An 18,635-nucleotide genomic window follows, 5' to 3' on the forward strand; every position below is an offset into this window, starting at 1 on the left:
CTCCCATGTTCTCACCACCACTCGCGCTCGCGAGTCTCAGCGGCGAGTCCGATACCGAGTGGGCCATGGCCGGGCGCGAGTGGGCCGGTGCGGCGTTTCTCGGCGGCATCGCGCTCGACGAGCCAGCACGGGAGGCCGCGCGAATTCTCGTCGCCCGCGACCGCTCGGAGTTTCTCCCGAACGACCCCGTTGCGTTCGTCGACGACCAGCTCGCTGCCCTCGAGGACGAGCCGATTCAGGCCGCCATCAACGTCAGAGCAGCTAGCGCGGACGCGCTCCCGCCAGTCGCCCGGATCTGCCGCGAGCGCGACGCCTTCCTCGAGATCAACGCCCACTGCCGTCAGCCCGAACTGTGTGCCGTTGGCTGTGGGGAGACGCTGCTGGCCGACACCGAACGCCTTCGTTCGTACGTCGACACCGCTACCGAACACGGAGCGACTGTCGGCGTCAAGGTTCGGGCAGCGGTCGACGACGTCAATCTGCCGACCCTGTGTCGGACGCTCGAGCGCGCCGACGCGTCGTTCGTCCACGTCGACGCGATGGACTCGGAGGCCGTCATCGCCGACATCGCTGGCGCCTGTGAGCTGTACGTGATCGCCAACAACGGCGTTCGCGACGAGGCCACCGTCCGCGAGTACCTCGAGTACGGTGCCGACGCGGTGAGCGTCGGCCGGCCGAGCGATAACCCGGTCGTCCTCGAGCGAGTTCGGCAGGCGCTCGAGCGTTGGCAACAGACACGGTCGCCTTAAATTCGATCGAGGGGGCCGAGCCGCGTGCCGTCGAGCAGGTACGCCTCGGTGTCAGCGATCCCTGCCGGAATAAACGGGGTCAGAAACGACTGTCCCTCGAGGTTCGTCCACGTCCCACCGGCGAGGTCGTTGAACGCGGGTACGACCACGACCTGTGGAGTCGGTTCCTCCCCCTCGAGCCACGGTAGCCCAGCGTAGACCTCGCGTTCCAGAAACGGATCCGGTGCGAGTCGGCCGCGCAACCACACGCGTTCGACGCGAGCACCCCCGACCTCGTCCTCGAGTCTGACACAGGGATGTTCGTGGCCCAGACAGACCACGTCTGCCTCGAGGACGCTGCGATCCGGCCAGGTGTGACCGTGACAACAGCCAAGATCGCCGAGGCGGACGCCGCTCCCGTCGGTGATTCGCAGCGTCGTTCCTCCGATACGGCCGACGACGCCAAACACGTAATCTTCGAAACCAGCGGCGTCGGTGTCGATCCACGATTCGATCGCCCCGTCGTGGTTTCCACGCACCAGCGTCACCGTCACGTCGCTCGGAACGGACTCGAAGAGCACCTCGAGTTCCCCTCGCTCTGCCCCACCGGGGTCGCCGATGGCGTGCATCAGATCACCGAGGACGATCAACTGGTCTGCGTTGCTTCGCTCGAGCAGTCCACAAAGTCGCTCCCGGCGAGCTGACGCCTGACTGGGGACGTCGACACCGCGCTCGTATCGCAACCCGACCTCGTAACCGGCGTGGTAGTCGGCGACGACCAGCGCCCGGTCACCGTCGAGTGTCGCGATGGCTGCTGGTTCGTCGGGAACGGGCTCGAGGAGGGCCATTGGGAGGGTTAGATCGCCTTCAGTTTGTCGTCGCCGGGCTCGTAACACTGTCCGCCCATCAGGGCGTCGTCGATGGCCGCTTCCACGTCTTCGGCGTCGGCACCGGTGTCGTCGACGACGGTGTCGATGACGGCCGAACGGTCGGCCCCGTCGCCCTCGTCGAGTTCGCCCATGGTTTCGACGACGAGCGACTGGAGGTCGAGATCCTCGAGGTCGGCTTCTTCGTTTTCTTCCACCTCGCCCGTCTCTTTGCCCTCGGAAACTTCGGCCTCCGGTTCGTCCCCTTCGACAGCTTCGGCCTCCGGTTCGTCCGTCGCACCACTCTCGTCGCCGTCCGGTACGTCGATGTCCGCCTCGCCCGCCTCGTCGACTTCTGCGCCAGTCGAGAACTCGGCCCCGAACTCTGCCTCGAGCTGTTCGCGCTCCTCGTCGTCCATCTCGTACATGCCGACGCTTCCGTCCTCGCCTTCGAGGTCGTTCGCGGCTTCGTCCGGGGCCGATGTCGAATCCGTCTCCGAGACAGTGTCGTCGACATCGCTCTCAGTGGCAGTCGTGACGGCATCAGCGCTGTCGTCGGACGGTTCCGTATCGACTTCGGCCGCATCGGTTGGCTCGCCGTCAAAGCCGCCGCCATCGAAGTCACCGAGGTCGTCCTCGGTGTCACTGCCACTGGTTTCAGCAGTGGCCACATCGGAGACGTCGGATTCGGTGCCTGGCTCGGCCGAGGGAGTGTCGACGTCCGCTGTACTGGATTCGACGGCGTCGGCCTCCCCAGCATCGGTAGGTTCCACCGCTTTGGCGTCGGTGGCCTCCCCAGCATCGGTAGCTTCCACCGCTTTGGCGTCGTCGGACTCCGGTGTCGCGGCTACAACGATGTCGTCTGGCAGGGGTGGGCCATGAGCGTCCGCGAGCGTCCTGAAACTCGAGGTCGCACCACCGTCACCCTCGTCTGGCTGTCGATCGAGTCCGCTCACCTGGTCTGTCTCCCCAGCAACGACACGGGCCGCCTCGAGGGCAAGGTCGCGCACCGACTGGAGGTACGCCGGCGTCGTGCCGTAGTGGTTCTGTGCGAGCGGAATGCCGGCCGCCAGACCCGGTTCGACACCTGCTTCGACCAGTGCGTCCGCGAGTGAGTCACCCGTGGCGTCGAGTTCGGCGGCGGCCGCGTACGTGCCGACGCGCTCGAGGGTCTGTTCGGCCGCCGAGACCACCCAGCGGTCGCGGGTGTCGGCGTCGACGGTTGCGATGCTCTCGGGCCGGATCGAGGTGTAGATCACGTCCGAGTCCTCCGGCTGGAACGTCCGCGCTTTGCCCGTGACCGAGACGAACGCTGGCGGTTCGATTCGCTCGAGGAAGGCGAGTGCGTCGGGCTGGTACTGGCCGGCGTAGACGACGAACGCGCCGGTCGGATCGACCACGCGCGCCCGAAGCATGTCGTCGTTGACCGACGTCACCTCCGTCAGCGCGCCGACGACGAACAGTCGGTTGAGCCGCGCACCGGTGGGCGTGACGACGTAGTTCGGTGCGCGTTCTTCGTCGCTCTCGGTGTGTGAGAGCGTCGAATCGTCGAACTCCGCGGCGAAGAGCCGGTAGGCGACCTCACGGCCTGGAATCGGCTCGTCGGCGCTCATGCGTCCACCTCCGTCCCGTCGACCGTCGCAAGGAGCGCCGTGGCTCGAGCGACCGGGTCATCGTCGCTTTCGTCGAACGTGCTGGCGTCGAGGTTGGCGCCGTACTCGTCGACCGAGAGGTGCCCGCGGATGCGGTACTCGGTGCCGACGATCCGTTCGCGGATCGTGTCGGCGACGGCCTCCTGATCCATCGCGTCGCGCGCCTCGGCTTTGGCGTCTTCGACGTCGCCGCCGTACACCGCCTCGGTGAGTTCGTCGTCGAGGATGACGGTCACGGCTCCAGTCCCGTCGTCGAGGATCGCCTTCACCCGCAGGTCGTCGATGCCGTCGACGGAGCCGTGGGTGCGACACTGCCCCTTCTGAATGACCCGATTACACTCCGGGCACCGCTGGATTAACCCGGAGCCGTCGCGGACAGCCAGCACGTTCCCGACGAGTTCGACGTCGTAGACGCCGCCGGTCGCGACTGCCTCGCCGATTCCCAACTGTGGGGCGTCGCTCCCGACGTCGACGCCGTCCTCGAGCGTGGTAACCGTCGAGAACGCGGAGACGTTCACCTCAGGGACGCCGCGGAACTCACGGACGTAGGCGTTCTCGATGCGAACGGCGTTCCCCTCCTCGATCGCCGGCACGGGATCCCAGTTCGTGAAGGGGAGTCGGCCGCTCTCGTCGCCGAAGACGCCGCTGAGAATCGTCGTCTCGCCGTCCCGGCCGTTGATCGTCCGCTCTTCGCACTCGATGACGGCCACTTCGATCGTCTTCGCGCGGTCGCCGGTGCGAAGGCTGGCGAGGTCTGCCTCGCCGCCGACGTCGTAGGGCACCTCGAGGGACTCCTCGAGCGTGGAGAGCGACGTACTCTCGCCGAAGTTGAGCTCCGGTTCGCCGTCCCACTCGCGGACGCCAGCGTTCCCGGCGGTGATCGTATCCCCCGGCGCGAGGCCGAAGTCCTCCCAGGCGGTGAAATCGATGACGCCGCTTTCGTCGGCGAGTTCGCCTTCGACGATGACGTGGTCGTCGCCCTGATAGCGGATCGATCGCTTGCCTGCGGTGAGGACGACGCCGGTGACGGTCACCGAGCCGTCGTCAGGCGTGATGTCGCCGACGTCTTTTGCGGACGGCGCACCGCCACCGCCGCTCGACCCGTCGCCGTACTTTCGGCGCAGGCTCTGGGTCGCTTCGTCGAGCGGGACGCTGTACTCGAGTAGGTTCTGCAGGTCGGTTTTGACCTCCTCTTTGTCAATACCGAGATCGGAGGCAAGATCCTCGGCATGGGTATCGATATCCATCAGTTCCATTTCGAACGGCTGGGTAAAAAGCGTTCCCGCAGTGGAGCGAAAGTAGAACGGGTTGGTTCGGGCGAGAACGCCGATATCCGATGATCCGTACACGTGGGTTCATTAGCCAGGAGTTCCGACAACCGGTATGCACGTCGTCGTCAACGCGGCCATGAGCGCCGACGGGAAACTCTCCTCCAGCGCCCGCGAGCAGGTACGAATCAGCGGCGAAGCCGACTTCGACCGGATGGACGCGATTCGGGCCGAAAGCGACGCAATCGTCGTCGGTGTCGGCACCGTTCTCGCGGACGATCCTCACCTGACGGTCAAAGACGACGACCGGATCGCCAGCAGACTCGAGTCGGGCGAGCCAGCCCACCCCGCCCGCGTCGTCGTCGATTCTCGAGGGCGAACGCCGACCGACGCGGCCGTCCTCGACGACGCCTCGGAGACCTACCTCTGTACGACGAATGCCCTTCCGGAGACGCGACGGGAAGCGTTGACACCTCGGGCGACGATCGTCACCGCAGGCACGGATCGCGTCGACCTTCGGGAGGCGTTCGGCGCCCTCGAGTCGGCCGGGCTCGAGTCGATTATGGTCGAAGGCGGCGGCGAACTCATCTTCTCGATGTTCGAAGCAGATTTGGTCGACGAACTTCGGGTGTTCGTCGGCCCGCAGATTATTGGCGGCCGGGACGCCCCGACGCTGGCCGACGGTGACGGGTTCCTCGAGAACTGTCCCACACTCACGCTCGAGTCGGTCGAACGGCTCGACGACGGCGTGATACTCGTCTGGAACGTTCAGTGAGAGGGATCGATGTCGCCACGTACCGCCATTTACCGACTCCGCTGGCAACCGGCGGTACATCGACACAACGTTCCCAATGAGCGTGAACGGATTCGTGACACCCGGGGATCCGTCGGAATTCGTGAGCCAAAAACGTGTGAAGGGGTCACAACGGCTGTCGCAGCCAACAGCTATATAACCGGCCGAATGCTGCACCAACCAACGACCGGTGCCCGACGTGAATATTACCCGAATTCGCTCGGTTTGGACGGTACTCGCCCTCTCGATGGCCGCTTTTGGCGTAGCTGGCATTGCGAACGCAGCACCTGGAACGACATGGAGCGTCCTCGCCGCAACCCTCGCGATCATGGGTGTGTACGGCGTTGCCAGGGTTGCTCGAGGCATTTCGCGACCGATACTTGCCAGGCTCTCACTCGGCCTCTGGCTGGCGTTCATCGGCGTCGCCGCCTTTCACCTGCCGGGTCTCGAAACGGTCGCCGTAACCACACCGGGTTCCGACACCGCAGCGGTCGCCGGGTTGACCGGCCTCACCTGGGCGACCCTCATCGGGGCCTGTTCGAGCACGGCGTTTCTGGCCATCGAAGAAGCAACGATGGGCACGGAAACGACCGCGATCGAGGACTCCGTCGTCGAACAGGAGTACGATTTCTGACGGGGACGCCCGAACCGTGGTGTTTTCGCCCAGGCACGCTGCATCTCGAGTGACGTCCCGAGTGCGGAATCGTCGGTAACCGACGCTTCTGACGGCGATACGGATTGCAGTTTCCAGGATTGAATCGACTCACTGCACGCGGTAGCTCACGGCAATCCCCTCACCGAGGGGCAATACCACCGTCTCGAAATCCGGATCGGCACGAACGGTCTCGAGGTAGGTCGCGATCCCTTGCGTGTTCTCGTTGACGTCGTCGGGTTCGCCTCCCTCGACGATCTCGAGGAGTTTGTCGAACTGGATGATCCCTGCGCGCATCGCGTTGTCCGCGACGATCACTCCACCGACCGTCAGCTTCGGTTTGATCGCCTCGAACGCATCCACGTACCGGTGTTTCTGGTGATCGATCAGGGCGACGTCGAACGACCCTTCGTACGCCTCGATCGTCTCGAGGGCATCGCCAAGTTCGTACCGCGCGAGGTGGTCGTACCCGCCGTTCTCGAGGTAGGTCTTCGCTAGCTCGAGTTCGTCTGCGTCGACCTCCGTGAGAACGATCTCACCGTCCTCGGGTAACGCTTCCGCGAACCAGTAGGCGGAGTAGCCGTAGCCGGAGCCGAACTCGAAGATTCGGTTCGCATTGGCGAGTCTGGCGAGCATTCGAAGGAAGCCGCCGACTTCGGGGCCGACGTGCGGAAACCCCTCCGCAACCGCGTACTCGTCCATCTCGATGAGCGTCTCGTCCGGATCTGGGCCGGTCGCACGAACGAATCGGGCGACCTCGTCGGGGAGTATCTCGTCCATGATCGTCGATTGACGCGGATTCGAATAAAGGACAGGGGTGGCCACTGGGCCCCAGCGCAGATCGGGGAGCTACCGAATCAGCGGGAACGTTGTACCAATGTACCGTCGGTTGCTCACCCCGGAATCGGCAAACGGCCGCGCGTCACTACAGCAGACCGTATCAGACGTCGCGGTCGACGACGAACTCGGTGAACGAGCGGAGCTTAGCCTCGGCAGCCGGCTCGAGGCCATCGAGCTCATCGACCGCCGCACGCGCCTGCTCGGCGAACTCGAGGGCGCGCTCACGAGCGTACTCGATGCTGCCGGCGTCTTCGATGATCGCGAGCGCGTCGGTGACTTCCTCGTCGGTGTTGGTTTCTTTCTGAAGGATCTCCTCGAGTCGCTTCGCGTCGGCAGGATCGGCCGTCTCGATCGCGTGCAACACGAGAAGCGTCTTCTTCCCTTCGCGGATGTCGTTACCAAACTCCTTGCCGAAGTCGCCGGCCCGGCCAAGGGAGTGTTCGACGTCGAGGATGTCGTCGCCGATCTGGAACGCGATGGACGTCCGCTCGGCGTAGCGGGCGACGGCGTCTTCGATCGCTTCGGATTGGTCGGTGACGATCGCCGCCAGGCGGGCGACGATCCGACCGAGACAGCCCGTCTTGCAGGCGCTCATCTCGAGGTACTGATCGGTCGAGATGTCGGTGGCGTCGTCGTTGTGCCAATAGATGTCCATCCCCTGTCCCAGGTGCGTTCGGTTGAGTTCGTACATGAGCATCTCGTAGGCCCGGAGCCTCGTTTCCGGTGAGAGGTTTGCCGGATTGTGCGTGAGGATCTTCAGCGGCAGAAAGTACATTGCATTGCCGGCGTTCAGGGCGACGTCCTCGCCGTAGATGTGGTGCAGTGCGGGTTCGCCCCGTCGGATCGTCGCGGCGTCTTCGACGTCGTCGACGATGATCGTGCCGTTGTGGAGAATCTCGGGGATACACGCGTAGGGGAGATACTCGCGTGGATCCTCGCCGAAGGCCTCGACGAACACCAGAAAGAGGACGGCCCGCCACCGTTTCCCGCCACGGTCGAGTAAGTCCCACAGCGGGTCGGCCAGCGCCTGTTGAATGGCTTCGTCATCGTATTCGAACGACGGCTCGCCGAAGAACGACTCTAGGTACGCCGCGTCGACGTCTCTGGGAAGGAGGTCGGCGATCACCTCGTCGACTACCGGCCGCCACTCGGCAAGCGCGTTTCGCATACGTAGAGGAGGTTCGAGCGACGACAAAAACCTTCAGATTTGGTTTGAACACCAAATTAGTTTGTTGTTGTTCCAGAACGTTTAGGATGGTCGGCCTGTGAATAGGGCCATGGCAGACGAAGCCGAACTTCGCGAGCAGTTGACCGAGGCCTTCGAAGGCGCAGACTACCCCGTGTCGAACCAGATGGGACTCGTTCCCGCGCTCCCCGACGGCCCGATGACGAAGTTCGAATCCGGCGACGTGAGCTTTACCGCGATGGAATTGGGCACCACACTCTCGGGTCACCAGGAGTTTCCCTACGACGACGTCGACTCGCTCGTCGATGACGTCATCGAGGGGTTGAAGGCTGAAGGTGAGTTGTAGCCCTCGTTACGACCACCTGTTTCGTATCGTTGTATCGCTCGTATTTGTATCGTTGTATCGTTGAATCGCTCGAATCGCGTGAGCACCCGCGTCAGGGAATCCGGGAAACAACCGATTCCGAGATAACAGCAGATCCGGGATAACAACTGATTCCAAGAGACCCACCGAGTGCCAACACGAGCGAAAATACCCTCGAGTGTCGAAACCCCCACTCAAGGACGTCGAGAGTCCCTCACTCGAGTGCTTCTGCGTACTCGAAATCGGCCTCGGTGGCCGTTGGTCGATTCCCGTCGAGCATAATTTTCCAGCCGTCGAGACCGATTGGATCGTTTCGCGCATTGGTCAGCGTCGTACGGACGTCCAGCAGGTCGACACCGTAGAAATCGTTTGGCACACCGTGGAGATACTGTAGTGCCGTTCGAAAGAGGCTGTCCATTCCATCGTCGTCTTCGAAATCGACGTGTTTGTACGCGCCAGCGGCTACCTGTACCATCCCGTGAAGGTACTGGCTCTCGATCGTTCCACGGCCGTAATTGTACCATTCGTCCTCGAAACAATCGTGGCTCTCGTGGAATGCCCCGGCGTTGAACAGACGGATACCGTGTACCGTGGCTCGTCGGAGCGTCTCGTGTTCCCACCGACCGACGTCGGGAAGCCACCCCGTGGGCCTCCTCATGGGGGGCGGTGGATCGACAGACGGATCGCGGGTGTGTTCGTCCATACGTACCGTTTCGGCGCCACGAGAATAAAAACAGGGTCAGGGTAGCGTCGGGTTCCAAAGACCTATTACTGTAGCTGAAGATTGTCGTGATCTTGCATCGGGCGTAGGGTTTATGGAGGCAGCGTTCTGAATGACAGGTGATGATTTATCCGCACGGGGCATGTCAGGCGTGTGGCGAGCGCGTGTACACCCACATCGACGGCGGGAACGTCTGTCACAACTGTGGTAGCCGAGAACTCGGGGACGACGACGGGGGCAAACCCGAGACGATGTCGGTACCTCAGGCGGACGAGAAACCGGAACGCAACCGGCGGCGACTCCAGTCACCTCCGTCGATGTAGGCCGGCCATACCGGCATCGACCACCCGAAACCGGCACTCGAGGCATTTTAGGCTCCACTCACCGTTCGACCACTCATTATCCATTATCCATTAGAGCGGTCAAAAGAACGGTTGTCGATCCGAATTGGCTAGTTGCGGGTCGTGTTCGAGCACGGCGCCTTCGGTGCGGGCACTCGCAAGATAGATCGCGTTGTTGATCACCCCGATGTGGCTGAATGCCTGGGGAAAGTTGCCGTAGAGTTCGCCGGTTTCTGGATGAATTCGTTCGGACAGCAAGCCGAGCGGCGTCATCGCGTCGAGCACGTTCGTGAAAATCTCCTCTGCCTCCTCGACGCGACCGGCCAGAACCAGGGCGTCGATCAACCAGCAGGTGCAGAACACGAACGTGCCGTGTACCTCCGATACGGCTTCGCTTCCCTTCGTTCGATACACGAACCCCTCGTCGGTCGCAAGCTCCTCACGGATGGTCTCGAGCGTCGACTGAACGCGCTCATCGTCAGGTGGGAGGAACTCGTAAATGGGGATCAACAGACACGCGGCGTCGATCGCCTCGTCGGTCTCGAAGTGCTGGACGAAGCTCCCTCGTTCGTCGCTGTAGCCGTGCTCGAGAATCGCCGTCCGCACCGCCTCACGTTCGCTCCGCCAGCGCTCGAGGGGAGCCTCGATCTCGTTCTTCTCGGCGAGTTCGATTCCGCGGTCGAGGGCGACCCAGCACAGCAGTTTCGAGTGGACGTAGTGGCGGGGCTGGTCGCGGTATTCCCAGATTCCACAGTCCGGTTCGTCCCAGATGTCACAGACGTGGTCGACGATGGCACAGATCGAGTCCCAGTCGGACTCCGAGAGGCTGCCGTCGACGAGCAACGTCTCGTAAACCGCCTGAACGATCGCGCCGTAAATGTCGTGCTGGGCCTGGTCGGCGGCGCCGTTCCCGATGCGGACGGGGGAAGAGTATCGGTAACCGGAGAGATGAGACAGTTCGTACTCCGTCAGTTCGGTCTCCCCGTGGACGCCGTACATGGGCTTGATCTCCGCTGGAGCCTCGTGAGAGAGTTCACGGAACCACTCGAAGTAGTCCCGTGCTTCCTCTTTCCGGCCCAGATTGTACAACGCCTGGACGGTGAACTTCGCGTCCCGGATCCAGTTGTACCGGTAATCCCAGTTGCGATCGGTGCCGTACTTCTCCGGCAACGAGGTCGTTGGCGCGGCGTAGATCGCTCCCGTTCCCTCGTTGATCAACAGCTTGAGCACGAGTCCCGATCGAAGGACGCTCTCTCCCCAGGGCGTGTCGTCGATGAGTGCGCCGGCGTCCTCGAGTAGTGACGCCGTCCACTCCTTCCAGTACTCGACGGTCGACTCGAGGGCGTCCTCGCACGACTGTCGCGTCGCCGGTTCGTTCTCGCCGTACTGACAGCGAAACCAGACGGTGTCGCCCGCCGCGAGCGTCTCTGTTCCGACGACCCGGTCGTCGACAACCCGGGCATCGAAGTCGCCACAGCAGTGGAGAGACAGCGACTCGTCGTGTGTTCCGCTCCACTCGGCGAGGCTCTCTGTGTCGGCTGCTGCCGCGACGAATCCGTCACCACCCGTCATCCGCGAGACGGTGGTGTCGGCCAGAGCGTACTCGAGCCGGGGGCGAAACTCCAATTCGACGGTGACCGAACCCTCTGTACAGGAGGCGCGTCTGTACACGGCGCACTGATCCGATTCGTCGTGGTTTCCCCCGTTCCACAGCGGCATGAAATCGGTGAGTTCGAGCGTGCCGCCGGGCGTCGTGAACGTCGTCTCGAGCACGTTCGTATGCTCGAGGTACGTTCGCTCGACGTCGGCACTGTCCGTCGGTCGTATCGCAAAGTAGCCGCCACGGTCGTCGTCGAGTAGCCGGGCGAACACACTCGGGGCTGCCACGTGGGGGAAACAACACCAGTCGATCGACCCAGTTCGGTCGATGAGAGCCGTTCGGTCGTCGTTGCCAATTATCGCGTAGTCGCGAAGTGAGCTGAATCCCATAGGTACGGTGATTGTGAGTCGGTGAATCGAGTTGCGGAACGGTCGTCTCGAGGGGGTCGACCGGCTGTTGTGTGACCGGTCGATGGACTCGAGAACCGATCGTGAGCCCACGCTCGAGACAACGGGTACACGGTCACTACCCATTGGACGATTCCGTCCATAAACGTGGTGCCAGAAACCGCCGCTTACTTTCGTAGATGGCTCTCAAGTGAGCCGTTCGAACCCACCCGTTCCCCAGTGTTATAACATCACTCCCGTGGTCAGGGATGGTGTTCTGGGACGCCACGCGTCTCCGGAGTGAGTGTACTCATGTCGATCGGCTACCACGCTTCTCACGAACAGTTCGCCCCCAGCGACCTCCTCGAGTACGTCCAACAGGCGTCGAACAGCGGATTCGAACACTGCCTGGCCTCCGATCACTTCCATCCCTGGAGTGAACGCCAGGGGGAATCGGGCCACGTCTGGTCGTGGCTCGGCGCTGCGATGCAGGCGACGCCGATGACGTTCGGGATGGTCAACGCACCTGGCTACCGGTATCACCCTGCAATTATCGCTCAGGCGGCGGCGACCCTCAGGGAGCTATACCCGGAGCGACTCTGGATGAGCGTCGGAAGCGGACAGTTGCTCAACGAAGGAGTTGCGGGCGTCGACTGGCCGGTCAAGGCCGACCGAAACGAGCGCCTCGAGGAGTGTGCCGAGATCATGCGACGCCTCTGGGACGGCGAGGAGGTCACCCACGACGGACACGTGACGGTGGAGCGAGCGACACTATACACTCGGCCCGAGTCGCCGCCACCGCTCCTCGGTGCCGCGCTCTCCGAGGAAACCGCCCGGTGGCTCGGCACCTGGGCCGACGGGATGATCACGCTCGGGACGCCCGACCACGAGGCCGACGCGGCGCGCATCGAGGCGTTTCGCGAGGACGACCCGGACGCGGAGAAACCCGTTTACCTGAAGGTGCAGCTCTCGTACGACGAAAGCCACGACGCGGCTCTCGAGGGTGCCTACGACCAGTGGCGCACGAACTGTATTCCCGGATCCGTCACTCAGCAACTTCGGACGCCAGCGGAATTCGACGAACTGGGCGAGACCGTCGACCGAGCGCAGGTCGAAGAGAACGTCCGCGTCTCCGCCAGCCTCGAGGAGCACGTCGAGTGGCTCGAACGGGATTTCGACCACGGCGTCGACCGAGTGTACCTCCACAACGTGAACACGAACCAGGAAGCCTTCATCGAGGATTTCGGTGAGGGTGTGCTGAGCCAGGTTTCCGGTACTTGAGCTGTCGAAGTCCGAGTGCAGTTTGATTGGGTCCGGTCATCGTTCCACGCACACTGCCTTCACATTCCACCAGCGCTGCAACCTCCTTCCCCTCGCCCTACCGACTCGAGCCACCCTCTTCGACGAGCGTCTGAAAGTTCTCGAAGACCCGCACCGCGTTCACGTCGGCGAAGTCGTGTTCGGTCTCCGTCCAGCCGAAATCCGCCTCGAGCCGATCGCGCAGATCGGCCGTGAACTCTGGGTGGAACTGCGTCGTCCACAGCGGCGCATCGCGGTGGCGGGTGGCGAACGCGGGATAGTACGACGCGCTCGCGATCGGTTCCAGCCCCAAACCGAGTTCAGTGACGACGTCGCCGTGTACCGCCGGAAAAATGGGTTCGACGTCGTCGAAGAGCGGATCCTCCGCGAGGTCGGCAGTGACGAGCTTGGACGTCGTTTCTCCGGCTTCGACGGTGCCGCCGAGTGCCGCGTTGACGATCTGGTGGCCGAAACAGACGCCCAGCGTTGGAATTTCGCGCTCGAGCAGGTCGCGAACGAGCGATTCCTGGTCGGCGATCCACGGTTGGTCGTCGACCTCGTACACGCCAGCGGTGCTCCCGGTGAGGATGACACCGTCGACGCCCTCGAATGCGGGTCGCTCACCGGCCGGGAAGTCACACTCGAGCGCGTTCGGAACGTACGACGCGAGCGCGTCACAGTGGTAGGCGTACTCGTCGTCGACCTCGTTGTGGACGACGAGGATCGTCGGGTCGGCCATCGTTCACCGTGTGGTGGCGTGTCGGCAAAACGCTAGCGGTCTGGTCGATGTGTATCGGTTGGGAGTGTCACTCGAGCCAGCGAACAGGTTGATAGGTAGGGCCCGGAATTCGAGGTCTCTCCGTCGACCCTCCGCTCACGAAACACCGGTCGCACGGAGCGATGACAGTTCGTGCTACCCGCCCGAGCGAGTATCGTTTTTGCTGAACCATCCATTCTGCCGCACTATTCAAAAAAACAGCCAGTAGAGTAGGGATTAATAATGATATCCGTCTTTAAAGAGGGTGAATGGTCGCCATTACGCTCGAAAACGTCAGCAAATACTTCGGGGATACGGTGGCGAACTACCAGGTGAGCCTCGAGGTAGAAGACGCCGAGTTTCTCGTGATACTGGGGCCGTCCGGGTGTGGGAAGACGACGGCGCTACGCATGATCGCCGGACTCGAGCAACCGTCGGAGGGGGCCATCTACTTCGACGACGACCGCGTCGACAATCGGTCACCGAGTGCCCGAAACGTCGCGATGGTGTTTCAGAACTACGCCCTCTATCCGCACATGACGGTCGGGGAGAACATCGGTTACCCGTTGAAAGTCCGCGGCTTTTCTCCCGACGAGCGTGACGAGAAAGTCGAGGAGGTAACCGAACTGCTCCACATCGAAGATCAGGTCGCGAAAAAACCGGGGGAGCTGAGCGGCGGACAGCGTCAGCGAGTGGCGCTCGCCCGAGCCATCGTCCGGGAGCCGTCAGTCTTTCTCCTCGACGAACCCCTGTCGAATCTCGACGCCAAATTGCGACAGGAGATGCGCATCGAGCTGAAACGCCTCCAGAACGAGCTCGACATCACGACGGTCTACGTGACGCACAATCAGGAGGAGGCGATGGGCATGGCTGACACGGTCGCGGTCATGAACCAGGGAACGGTTCAACAGGTTGCCCCACCGCAAGAGCTCTACGACCGACCCAGGACGGCATGGGTCGCCCAGTTCATCGGATCGCCGCCGATGAACCTGTTCGAGGGAACTCGCCGTAACGGTTCGATCGACCTCGGAGCGGCTGGTACCGTCGATCTGGGGGGCGTCATCGAAGCCAAGGGAGCCGTTGTGGAGACGGGTGAACGGGAAGACGTCGGAACCGCCAGTGTGGTGGCGGCCGATTCCCAGGGCGAGGTCTCACTCGGTGTTCGACCCGAGAACCTGACCCTGACCACCACGCGTCCGTCATCGGGGAACGTCATCGAAGGAACGGTCGACACCGTCGAACCGCTTGGGGAGTACATCCTGATCAACGTCACCGTCAACGAACAAATCGTCAACGCGAAGGTGGCTGATCGTTCCGTTTCGCGGGGCGATCGAGTGTACCTCACGTTCGACGCCGACGACGCCTACGTGTACGACACGAACGGAGAGCTGGTGGCATGACGCTGCCCGCTCAAGACGGGTAACCACATGAGCCTACAGGATCATATCGACAGCATAACGGTCGACGACGAGACGGAGGGAGTGCTTGACTTCGACCGGGAGAAGGCGGTCGCACTGGCAGTGTTCCTGATCCCCGGGTTGACACTCTTCGGGATCTTCTCGGTCGCTCCAATCGTCTATTCAGCGGTCGGGAGTTTCTTCTCGTGGGACACCTTCACGATTGAGAGCTTCGTTGGCCTCGACAACTGGATACGTTCGCTTACCGACCCGTTGATCGTCCACTGGACGAACATGCAGCAGTTCCGATATCCGATGGGCGCGCTCACACACAACCTCCTCTGGGTCGTCCTTCACGTCCCCGCGAGCACGTTCCTGGGGCTCGGGCTGGCGTTGTTGTTCGCCGACCTGAAGGGGCGACAGATCCTGCGATCGATGGTCTTCGCCGGATTCACCGTTCCGCCCATCGTCATCGGGCTGGTTCTCATGTTCATCTACGATCCCCAGGCCGGGATATTCAACGAGGTACTTCGCGTGGTCGGTCAGGAGGGGTGGGTTCGAAACTGGACGCAGTCGCCCCAGGTCGCGATTTACGCCCTCATCGTCGGCGGGATCTGGATCCACACGGGATTCAGCATGTTGCTCTACAGCTCCGCGCTGTCCGCCATCGATCCATCCCTGATCGAGTCGGCTAAAATCGACGGGGCCGGGCCGTGGCGACGGTTCTGGGACATCGTTTGGCCGCTGGTTAAGCCCGTAACCGCAGTGGTCGTCATCATGGGCATCATCTGGGTGATGCGGATGTTCGACATCGTCTACGCTGCCGGGGGCGCTGCTGGCGGCCCGAACCACGCCTATTCGGTGCTCGGTATCGAAGTGTACCGGGCCGCGTTCCGCCCGCCGATAGATTACGGGATGGCGATGGTGGTAGCGTTGATACAGCTGTTTATCGTCGCCCCCCTCGCGCTGTACATCGCCCGCATGAACTGATTCGCCATGGTAGAAGACGACCCCCTCGAACCGACAGGCATCGACGCTGGCCCCGAACGATCAACCGATCACGATCGGTACCCGTCGGTCGCCGACGTTCCGGACGTTCCCCCGACGGCTGACCTGACCTGGCGGACGCGTATCGCCGAATCTATTCCCGGGAAGCGTCGAACCCTCAAGTACGTCGTCGCCATCGCCATCGCCGTCCTCTGGATAGTGCCGTTCATCGGGTTGTTCATGGCGTCGATCCGACCCCTTCCGGAGATCATCGGCGGCTGGTGGCAGCTCGAGGGGATGACTGTCACGTTCGAGAACTACTCCCGGGCGTGGGACTACAGCACTGCGCCGATGCGACAGGCGTTGCTCAACACGTTCATCGTCACCATCCCGGCGGTGCTCGTCGTGATGCTACTCGGCGTGATGGCGGCGTACCCGTTCGCCCGATTCGAGTTCCCGCTGAAGACGACGCTGTTTTTCCTGATCCTGCTGGTCATGGCCGCGCCGCCGGAACTCATCGCGATGGGAAACTACAACGCCCTCCGTGAGTTCGGATTGTTCGATACCTACATGGGACTGATACTGATCCACATCGGGTGGGGGCTCGGCTGGGTCGTGCTGTTCCTGCGAAACTTCCTCCTCGGCATTCCGGAGGAGCTCGAGGAAGCCGCACGCGTCGACGGAGCCTCGCGCTACCAGATCTTTCGGACGATCATCCTGCCACTCTCGACGCCGGCGCTCGTGTCGGTCGCGGTCATCCAGTTCACGTGGGTCTGGAACGCCTTCTTCTTCCCCCTGGTGTTCATGCGCTCGCCCGAACTCTACCTCGCACCACAAGTTCTTCCACTCATGCGCGGACGGGTGCAGGTCGAGTGGGGACTCATCGCTGCCGGATCGATCATGACGATGGCGGTGCCGGTAATTCTGTTCCTGGTGCTCCAGCGGTACTACAAGCGCGGGATGGTTGCCGCGGTGGCGGATTGAGGGTCGCGTCGTCGCTCGAGCGACGGACGACGACGGTCTCGCGGTCTCGCACGTTCGCTCGAGCAACGAGCGACGGTGCCTTGACACGGGTCACGAACGTCACAGATCTCCCGATCTTTCCTACGAGTCACAGTGGACAACTTCGCGACACGAACGTCACAACGGCATCATCCCGGCCCGCGTCAGCCACACCGCTATAACGGCAACGATGAGATTCGTGATGAGAAAGAATCGAGAGGACATCCAGGCGAACGAGAGCAACACCGCGATCGGGAGGGCAGCGATGAGTGCCGGCCAGAGACCACGCACTGCCAGGGAGGCGAAAAATGCCGTGGTGAAGACGTACAGGACGTCGACAGCGACGGCGTTCACACTGCTTCGACGGATCTCCTGGCCAATGATGACCAGCGTCTCGAGGACGCTGCGTCCGTCGTCCACACCGCTGCCGACGTCGGCCACGTTATGCCTCGTCGTCCCCGACCGTCTCCTGGAGCACGTCGTCGAGCGCCTCGGTAATCGGCTCGACGTCTTGATCCGGTTCCGCCCAGAACCCGAGCAGTTGCGACCAGAACTCCGCCTGGAACGGATCACCGAGCGCGTCGTCCAGGTCGGGGACGAGTTCGACCTCGTCGGCCTCCTCGGTGAGATCGCGCATGACGTCGAGTTCGTAGGCGTCCTCGGAGACGTCGACCGCCGTGGGGACGAAACCGCCGCGTTCGGTCCAGACCTCCTGTCCGTCGGCCGAAATGATCGCCTCGAGCGCGTCTCTCGCCGCATCTGGGTCGTCGACGTACGCGGGGATGGTGAACCAGTTGATACTCGTCACCATCGCTTCCGCCCCGGGGAGCATGAAGTAGTTCAGATCCTCGGGATCCTCGATCGCGCCGAACGCTGGCGTCCACGACCCCATGAAGTACAACGGCGTCTCGTTCGACCAGAAGAACTCGTACTGGATCCCGAAGTCACGAACCTCGCTGAAGTATCCCTCGAGGTGGAGTTCCTGGAGCTCCTCGAACGCCGTGATGATCCGGTCGTCAGTGAAGTCGGCTTCCCCCTCGATGAGGTCGACCTGAAGCTCGTGGCCGTCGTCCTGTCGAAGGATGAAGGCCTCCGTGACGTCGCTGAGCGGCCATCCGTCGCCGTTTCCTGAAGCCAGCGGCGCTTCGACGCCGTCTATTCCGTCGATCTCCGCGAGCAGGTCGAGGAACGCGTCGTAGTCGTCCGGTTCCTCGAGGTCGTGATCGTCGAAAAACGACTGGCGATACCAGAATCCCGGCTTGAGATCGCCGCCGAACGGCGCGGCGTACACCTCGTCGTTCACCGACACCGTCGCGTGATCGGTGGTGTAGTCGTCCTCGTCCCAGAGGTCGCCCACCGGCTCGAGGTGGCCGGCTTCGCCGTCGCGTCGAACCCGACCTTCCATCGGCAACACGACGATGTCGGCGGTCGCGATTCCCGTCTCGTAATCCATGAGGGTTTGCGACAGGAGTGTTTCGGTGTCCCGGGGTGCGTAGGAGATGTCTATGCCGGTCTCCTCCTCGGCGTAGTCGACGACGGCGAGGAAGTCTTCCTCCTCGTCGTCTGTCCAGACCGCAGTGACGGTGACCTCACCCTCCTGCACGGTCGAACGAGCCTGTACGTTGGTCGCCCCTGCCAGACCCACGGTGCCAATGCCTATCGCTTCCAGTACGGTACGTCGATCGATTTGCCAGTCGGACTCGCCCATAGCTGTACGGGCCGATGTCGTCGAATATAATGTGTTGAGACGGTTGTCATCGAAACTATACCTTTCCGATTAGACGTCTCCACTCAAC

General features: G+C 62.7%; 19 protein-coding genes. 9 read left to right on the top strand and 10 right to left on the bottom strand.

Going from position 1 to position 18,635, the window contains the following annotated elements; genetic code table 11:
- Positions 1-5: 5 nt before the first annotated feature.
- On the top strand, positions 6-749 hold the full coding sequence (locus NGM68_RS17765; protein ID WP_252699553.1) for a tRNA-dihydrouridine synthase: 744 nt from the start codon (positions 6-8) through the stop codon (positions 747-749).
- Here the strand turns inward: NGM68_RS17765 and NGM68_RS17770 are convergent.
- Genes NGM68_RS17770 through NGM68_RS17780 form a run of 3 tightly spaced genes read right to left on the bottom strand, consistent with a single transcriptional unit; the run spans position 746 to position 4,493 of the window.
- Positions 746-1,576 carry a metallophosphoesterase gene (locus tag NGM68_RS17770; RefSeq protein WP_252699554.1) on the bottom strand — a complete coding sequence of 277 codons (831 nt, stop codon included), beginning with the start codon at positions 1,574-1,576 and terminating at the stop codon, positions 746-748. The two genes, NGM68_RS17765 and NGM68_RS17770, sit on opposite strands and share 4 nt — an antisense overlap.
- A gap of 8 nt (positions 1,577-1,584) precedes the next feature.
- A complete protein-coding gene (locus NGM68_RS17775) occupies positions 1,585-3,207 on the bottom strand; it encodes an RPA family protein (RefSeq protein ID WP_252699555.1) in 1,623 nt (540 codons plus the stop codon).
- Positions 3,204-4,493 carry a Single-stranded DNA binding protein gene (locus NGM68_RS17780; RefSeq protein WP_252699556.1) on the bottom strand — a complete coding sequence of 430 codons (1,290 nt, stop codon included), beginning with the start codon at positions 4,491-4,493 and terminating at the stop codon, positions 3,204-3,206. Before NGM68_RS17780 ends, NGM68_RS17775 begins: the two co-directional genes overlap by 4 nt.
- Positions 4,494-4,629: 136 nt before the next feature.
- Here NGM68_RS17780 and NGM68_RS17785 point away from each other — a divergent pair, with 136 nt between their 5' ends.
- Positions 4,630-5,289 (top strand): 2,5-diamino-6-(ribosylamino)-4(3H)-pyrimidinone 5'-phosphate reductase, encoded by a 660-nt coding sequence (locus tag NGM68_RS17785; RefSeq protein ID WP_252699557.1) that lies wholly within the window; start codon positions 4,630-4,632, stop codon positions 5,287-5,289.
- Between the two features lie 217 nt (positions 5,290-5,506).
- Positions 5,507-5,941 (top strand): hypothetical protein, encoded by a 435-nt coding sequence (locus NGM68_RS17790; RefSeq protein ID WP_252699558.1) that lies wholly within the window; start codon positions 5,507-5,509, stop codon positions 5,939-5,941.
- 129 nt (positions 5,942-6,070) lie between these two features.
- Here the strand turns inward: NGM68_RS17790 and NGM68_RS17795 are convergent, their stop codons facing one another.
- Positions 6,071-6,739: an O-methyltransferase gene (locus NGM68_RS17795; protein ID WP_252699559.1), complete on the bottom strand. Its 669-nt coding sequence runs from the start codon at positions 6,737-6,739 to the stop codon at positions 6,071-6,073.
- 160 nt (positions 6,740-6,899) lie between these two features.
- Entirely contained in the window at positions 6,900-7,967 is a 1,068-nt protein-coding gene (locus tag NGM68_RS17800) for a polyprenyl synthetase family protein (RefSeq protein WP_252699560.1), read from the bottom strand.
- A 109-nt stretch (positions 7,968-8,076) separates the two neighbouring features.
- Between NGM68_RS17800 and NGM68_RS17805 the strand changes: the two genes are divergently transcribed.
- Entirely contained in the window at positions 8,077-8,331 is a 255-nt protein-coding gene (locus tag NGM68_RS17805; protein ID WP_252699561.1) for an MTH865 family protein, read from the top strand.
- 232 nt (positions 8,332-8,563) lie between these two features.
- Here the strand turns inward: NGM68_RS17805 and NGM68_RS17810 are convergent, their stop codons facing one another.
- Entirely contained in the window at positions 8,564-9,052 is a 489-nt protein-coding gene (locus tag NGM68_RS17810) for a DUF309 domain-containing protein (protein WP_252699562.1), read from the bottom strand.
- 140 nt (positions 9,053-9,192) lie between these two features.
- Here NGM68_RS17810 and NGM68_RS17815 point away from each other — a divergent pair, with 140 nt between their 5' ends.
- The gene (locus tag NGM68_RS17815) at positions 9,193-9,393 is read left to right on the top strand and encodes a DUF2318 domain-containing protein (protein WP_252701460.1); all 201 of its coding nucleotides are present in this window, start codon (positions 9,193-9,195) and stop codon (positions 9,391-9,393) included.
- Between the two features lie 99 nt (positions 9,394-9,492).
- Here the strand turns inward: NGM68_RS17815 and NGM68_RS17820 are convergent, their stop codons facing one another.
- The gene (locus NGM68_RS17820; RefSeq protein WP_252699563.1) at positions 9,493-11,400 is read right to left on the bottom strand and encodes a glycoside hydrolase family 15 protein; all 1,908 of its coding nucleotides are present in this window, start codon (positions 11,398-11,400) and stop codon (positions 9,493-9,495) included.
- 309 nt (positions 11,401-11,709) lie between these two features.
- Here NGM68_RS17820 and NGM68_RS17825 point away from each other — a divergent pair, with 309 nt between their 5' ends.
- Positions 11,710-12,678: a TIGR03885 family FMN-dependent LLM class oxidoreductase gene (locus NGM68_RS17825; protein WP_252699564.1), complete on the top strand. Its 969-nt coding sequence runs from the start codon at positions 11,710-11,712 to the stop codon at positions 12,676-12,678.
- Positions 12,679-12,775: 97 nt separating this feature from the next.
- Here NGM68_RS17825 and NGM68_RS17830 read toward each other — a convergent pair whose 3' ends face one another.
- Positions 12,776-13,435: a type 1 glutamine amidotransferase gene (locus NGM68_RS17830; RefSeq protein WP_252699565.1), complete on the bottom strand. Its 660-nt coding sequence runs from the start codon at positions 13,433-13,435 to the stop codon at positions 12,776-12,778.
- Positions 13,436-13,722: 287 nt separating this feature from the next.
- Between NGM68_RS17830 and NGM68_RS17835 the strand changes: the two genes are divergently transcribed.
- From NGM68_RS17835 to NGM68_RS17845, 3 genes are read left to right on the top strand one after another with little or no spacing between them, the layout of a single operon-like run.
- Entirely contained in the window at positions 13,723-14,853 is a 1,131-nt protein-coding gene (locus NGM68_RS17835) for an ABC transporter ATP-binding protein (RefSeq protein WP_252699566.1), read from the top strand.
- A gap of 27 nt (positions 14,854-14,880) precedes the next feature.
- Positions 14,881-15,840 (top strand): carbohydrate ABC transporter permease, encoded by a 960-nt coding sequence (locus NGM68_RS17840; protein ID WP_252699567.1) that lies wholly within the window; start codon positions 14,881-14,883, stop codon positions 15,838-15,840.
- A gap of 6 nt (positions 15,841-15,846) precedes the next feature.
- On the top strand, positions 15,847-16,821 hold the full coding sequence (locus NGM68_RS17845; protein ID WP_252699568.1) for a carbohydrate ABC transporter permease: 975 nt from the start codon (positions 15,847-15,849) through the stop codon (positions 16,819-16,821).
- A gap of 156 nt (positions 16,822-16,977) precedes the next feature.
- Here NGM68_RS17845 and NGM68_RS17850 read toward each other — a convergent pair whose 3' ends face one another.
- Positions 16,978-17,280 carry a hypothetical protein gene (locus NGM68_RS17850; protein ID WP_252699569.1) on the bottom strand — a complete coding sequence of 101 codons (303 nt, stop codon included), beginning with the start codon at positions 17,278-17,280 and terminating at the stop codon, positions 16,978-16,980.
- A 1-nt stretch (position 17,281) separates the two neighbouring features.
- Positions 17,282-18,547 carry an ABC transporter substrate-binding protein gene (locus NGM68_RS17855; protein WP_252699570.1) on the bottom strand — a complete coding sequence of 422 codons (1,266 nt, stop codon included), beginning with the start codon at positions 18,545-18,547 and terminating at the stop codon, positions 17,282-17,284.
- Between the last annotated feature and the right edge of the window lie 88 nt (positions 18,548-18,635).

The organism is Natronosalvus vescus (assembly GCF_023973145.1).
In the GTDB taxonomy this organism is placed as follows: Archaea; Halobacteriota; Halobacteria; order Halobacteriales; family Natrialbaceae; genus Natronosalvus; species Natronosalvus vescus.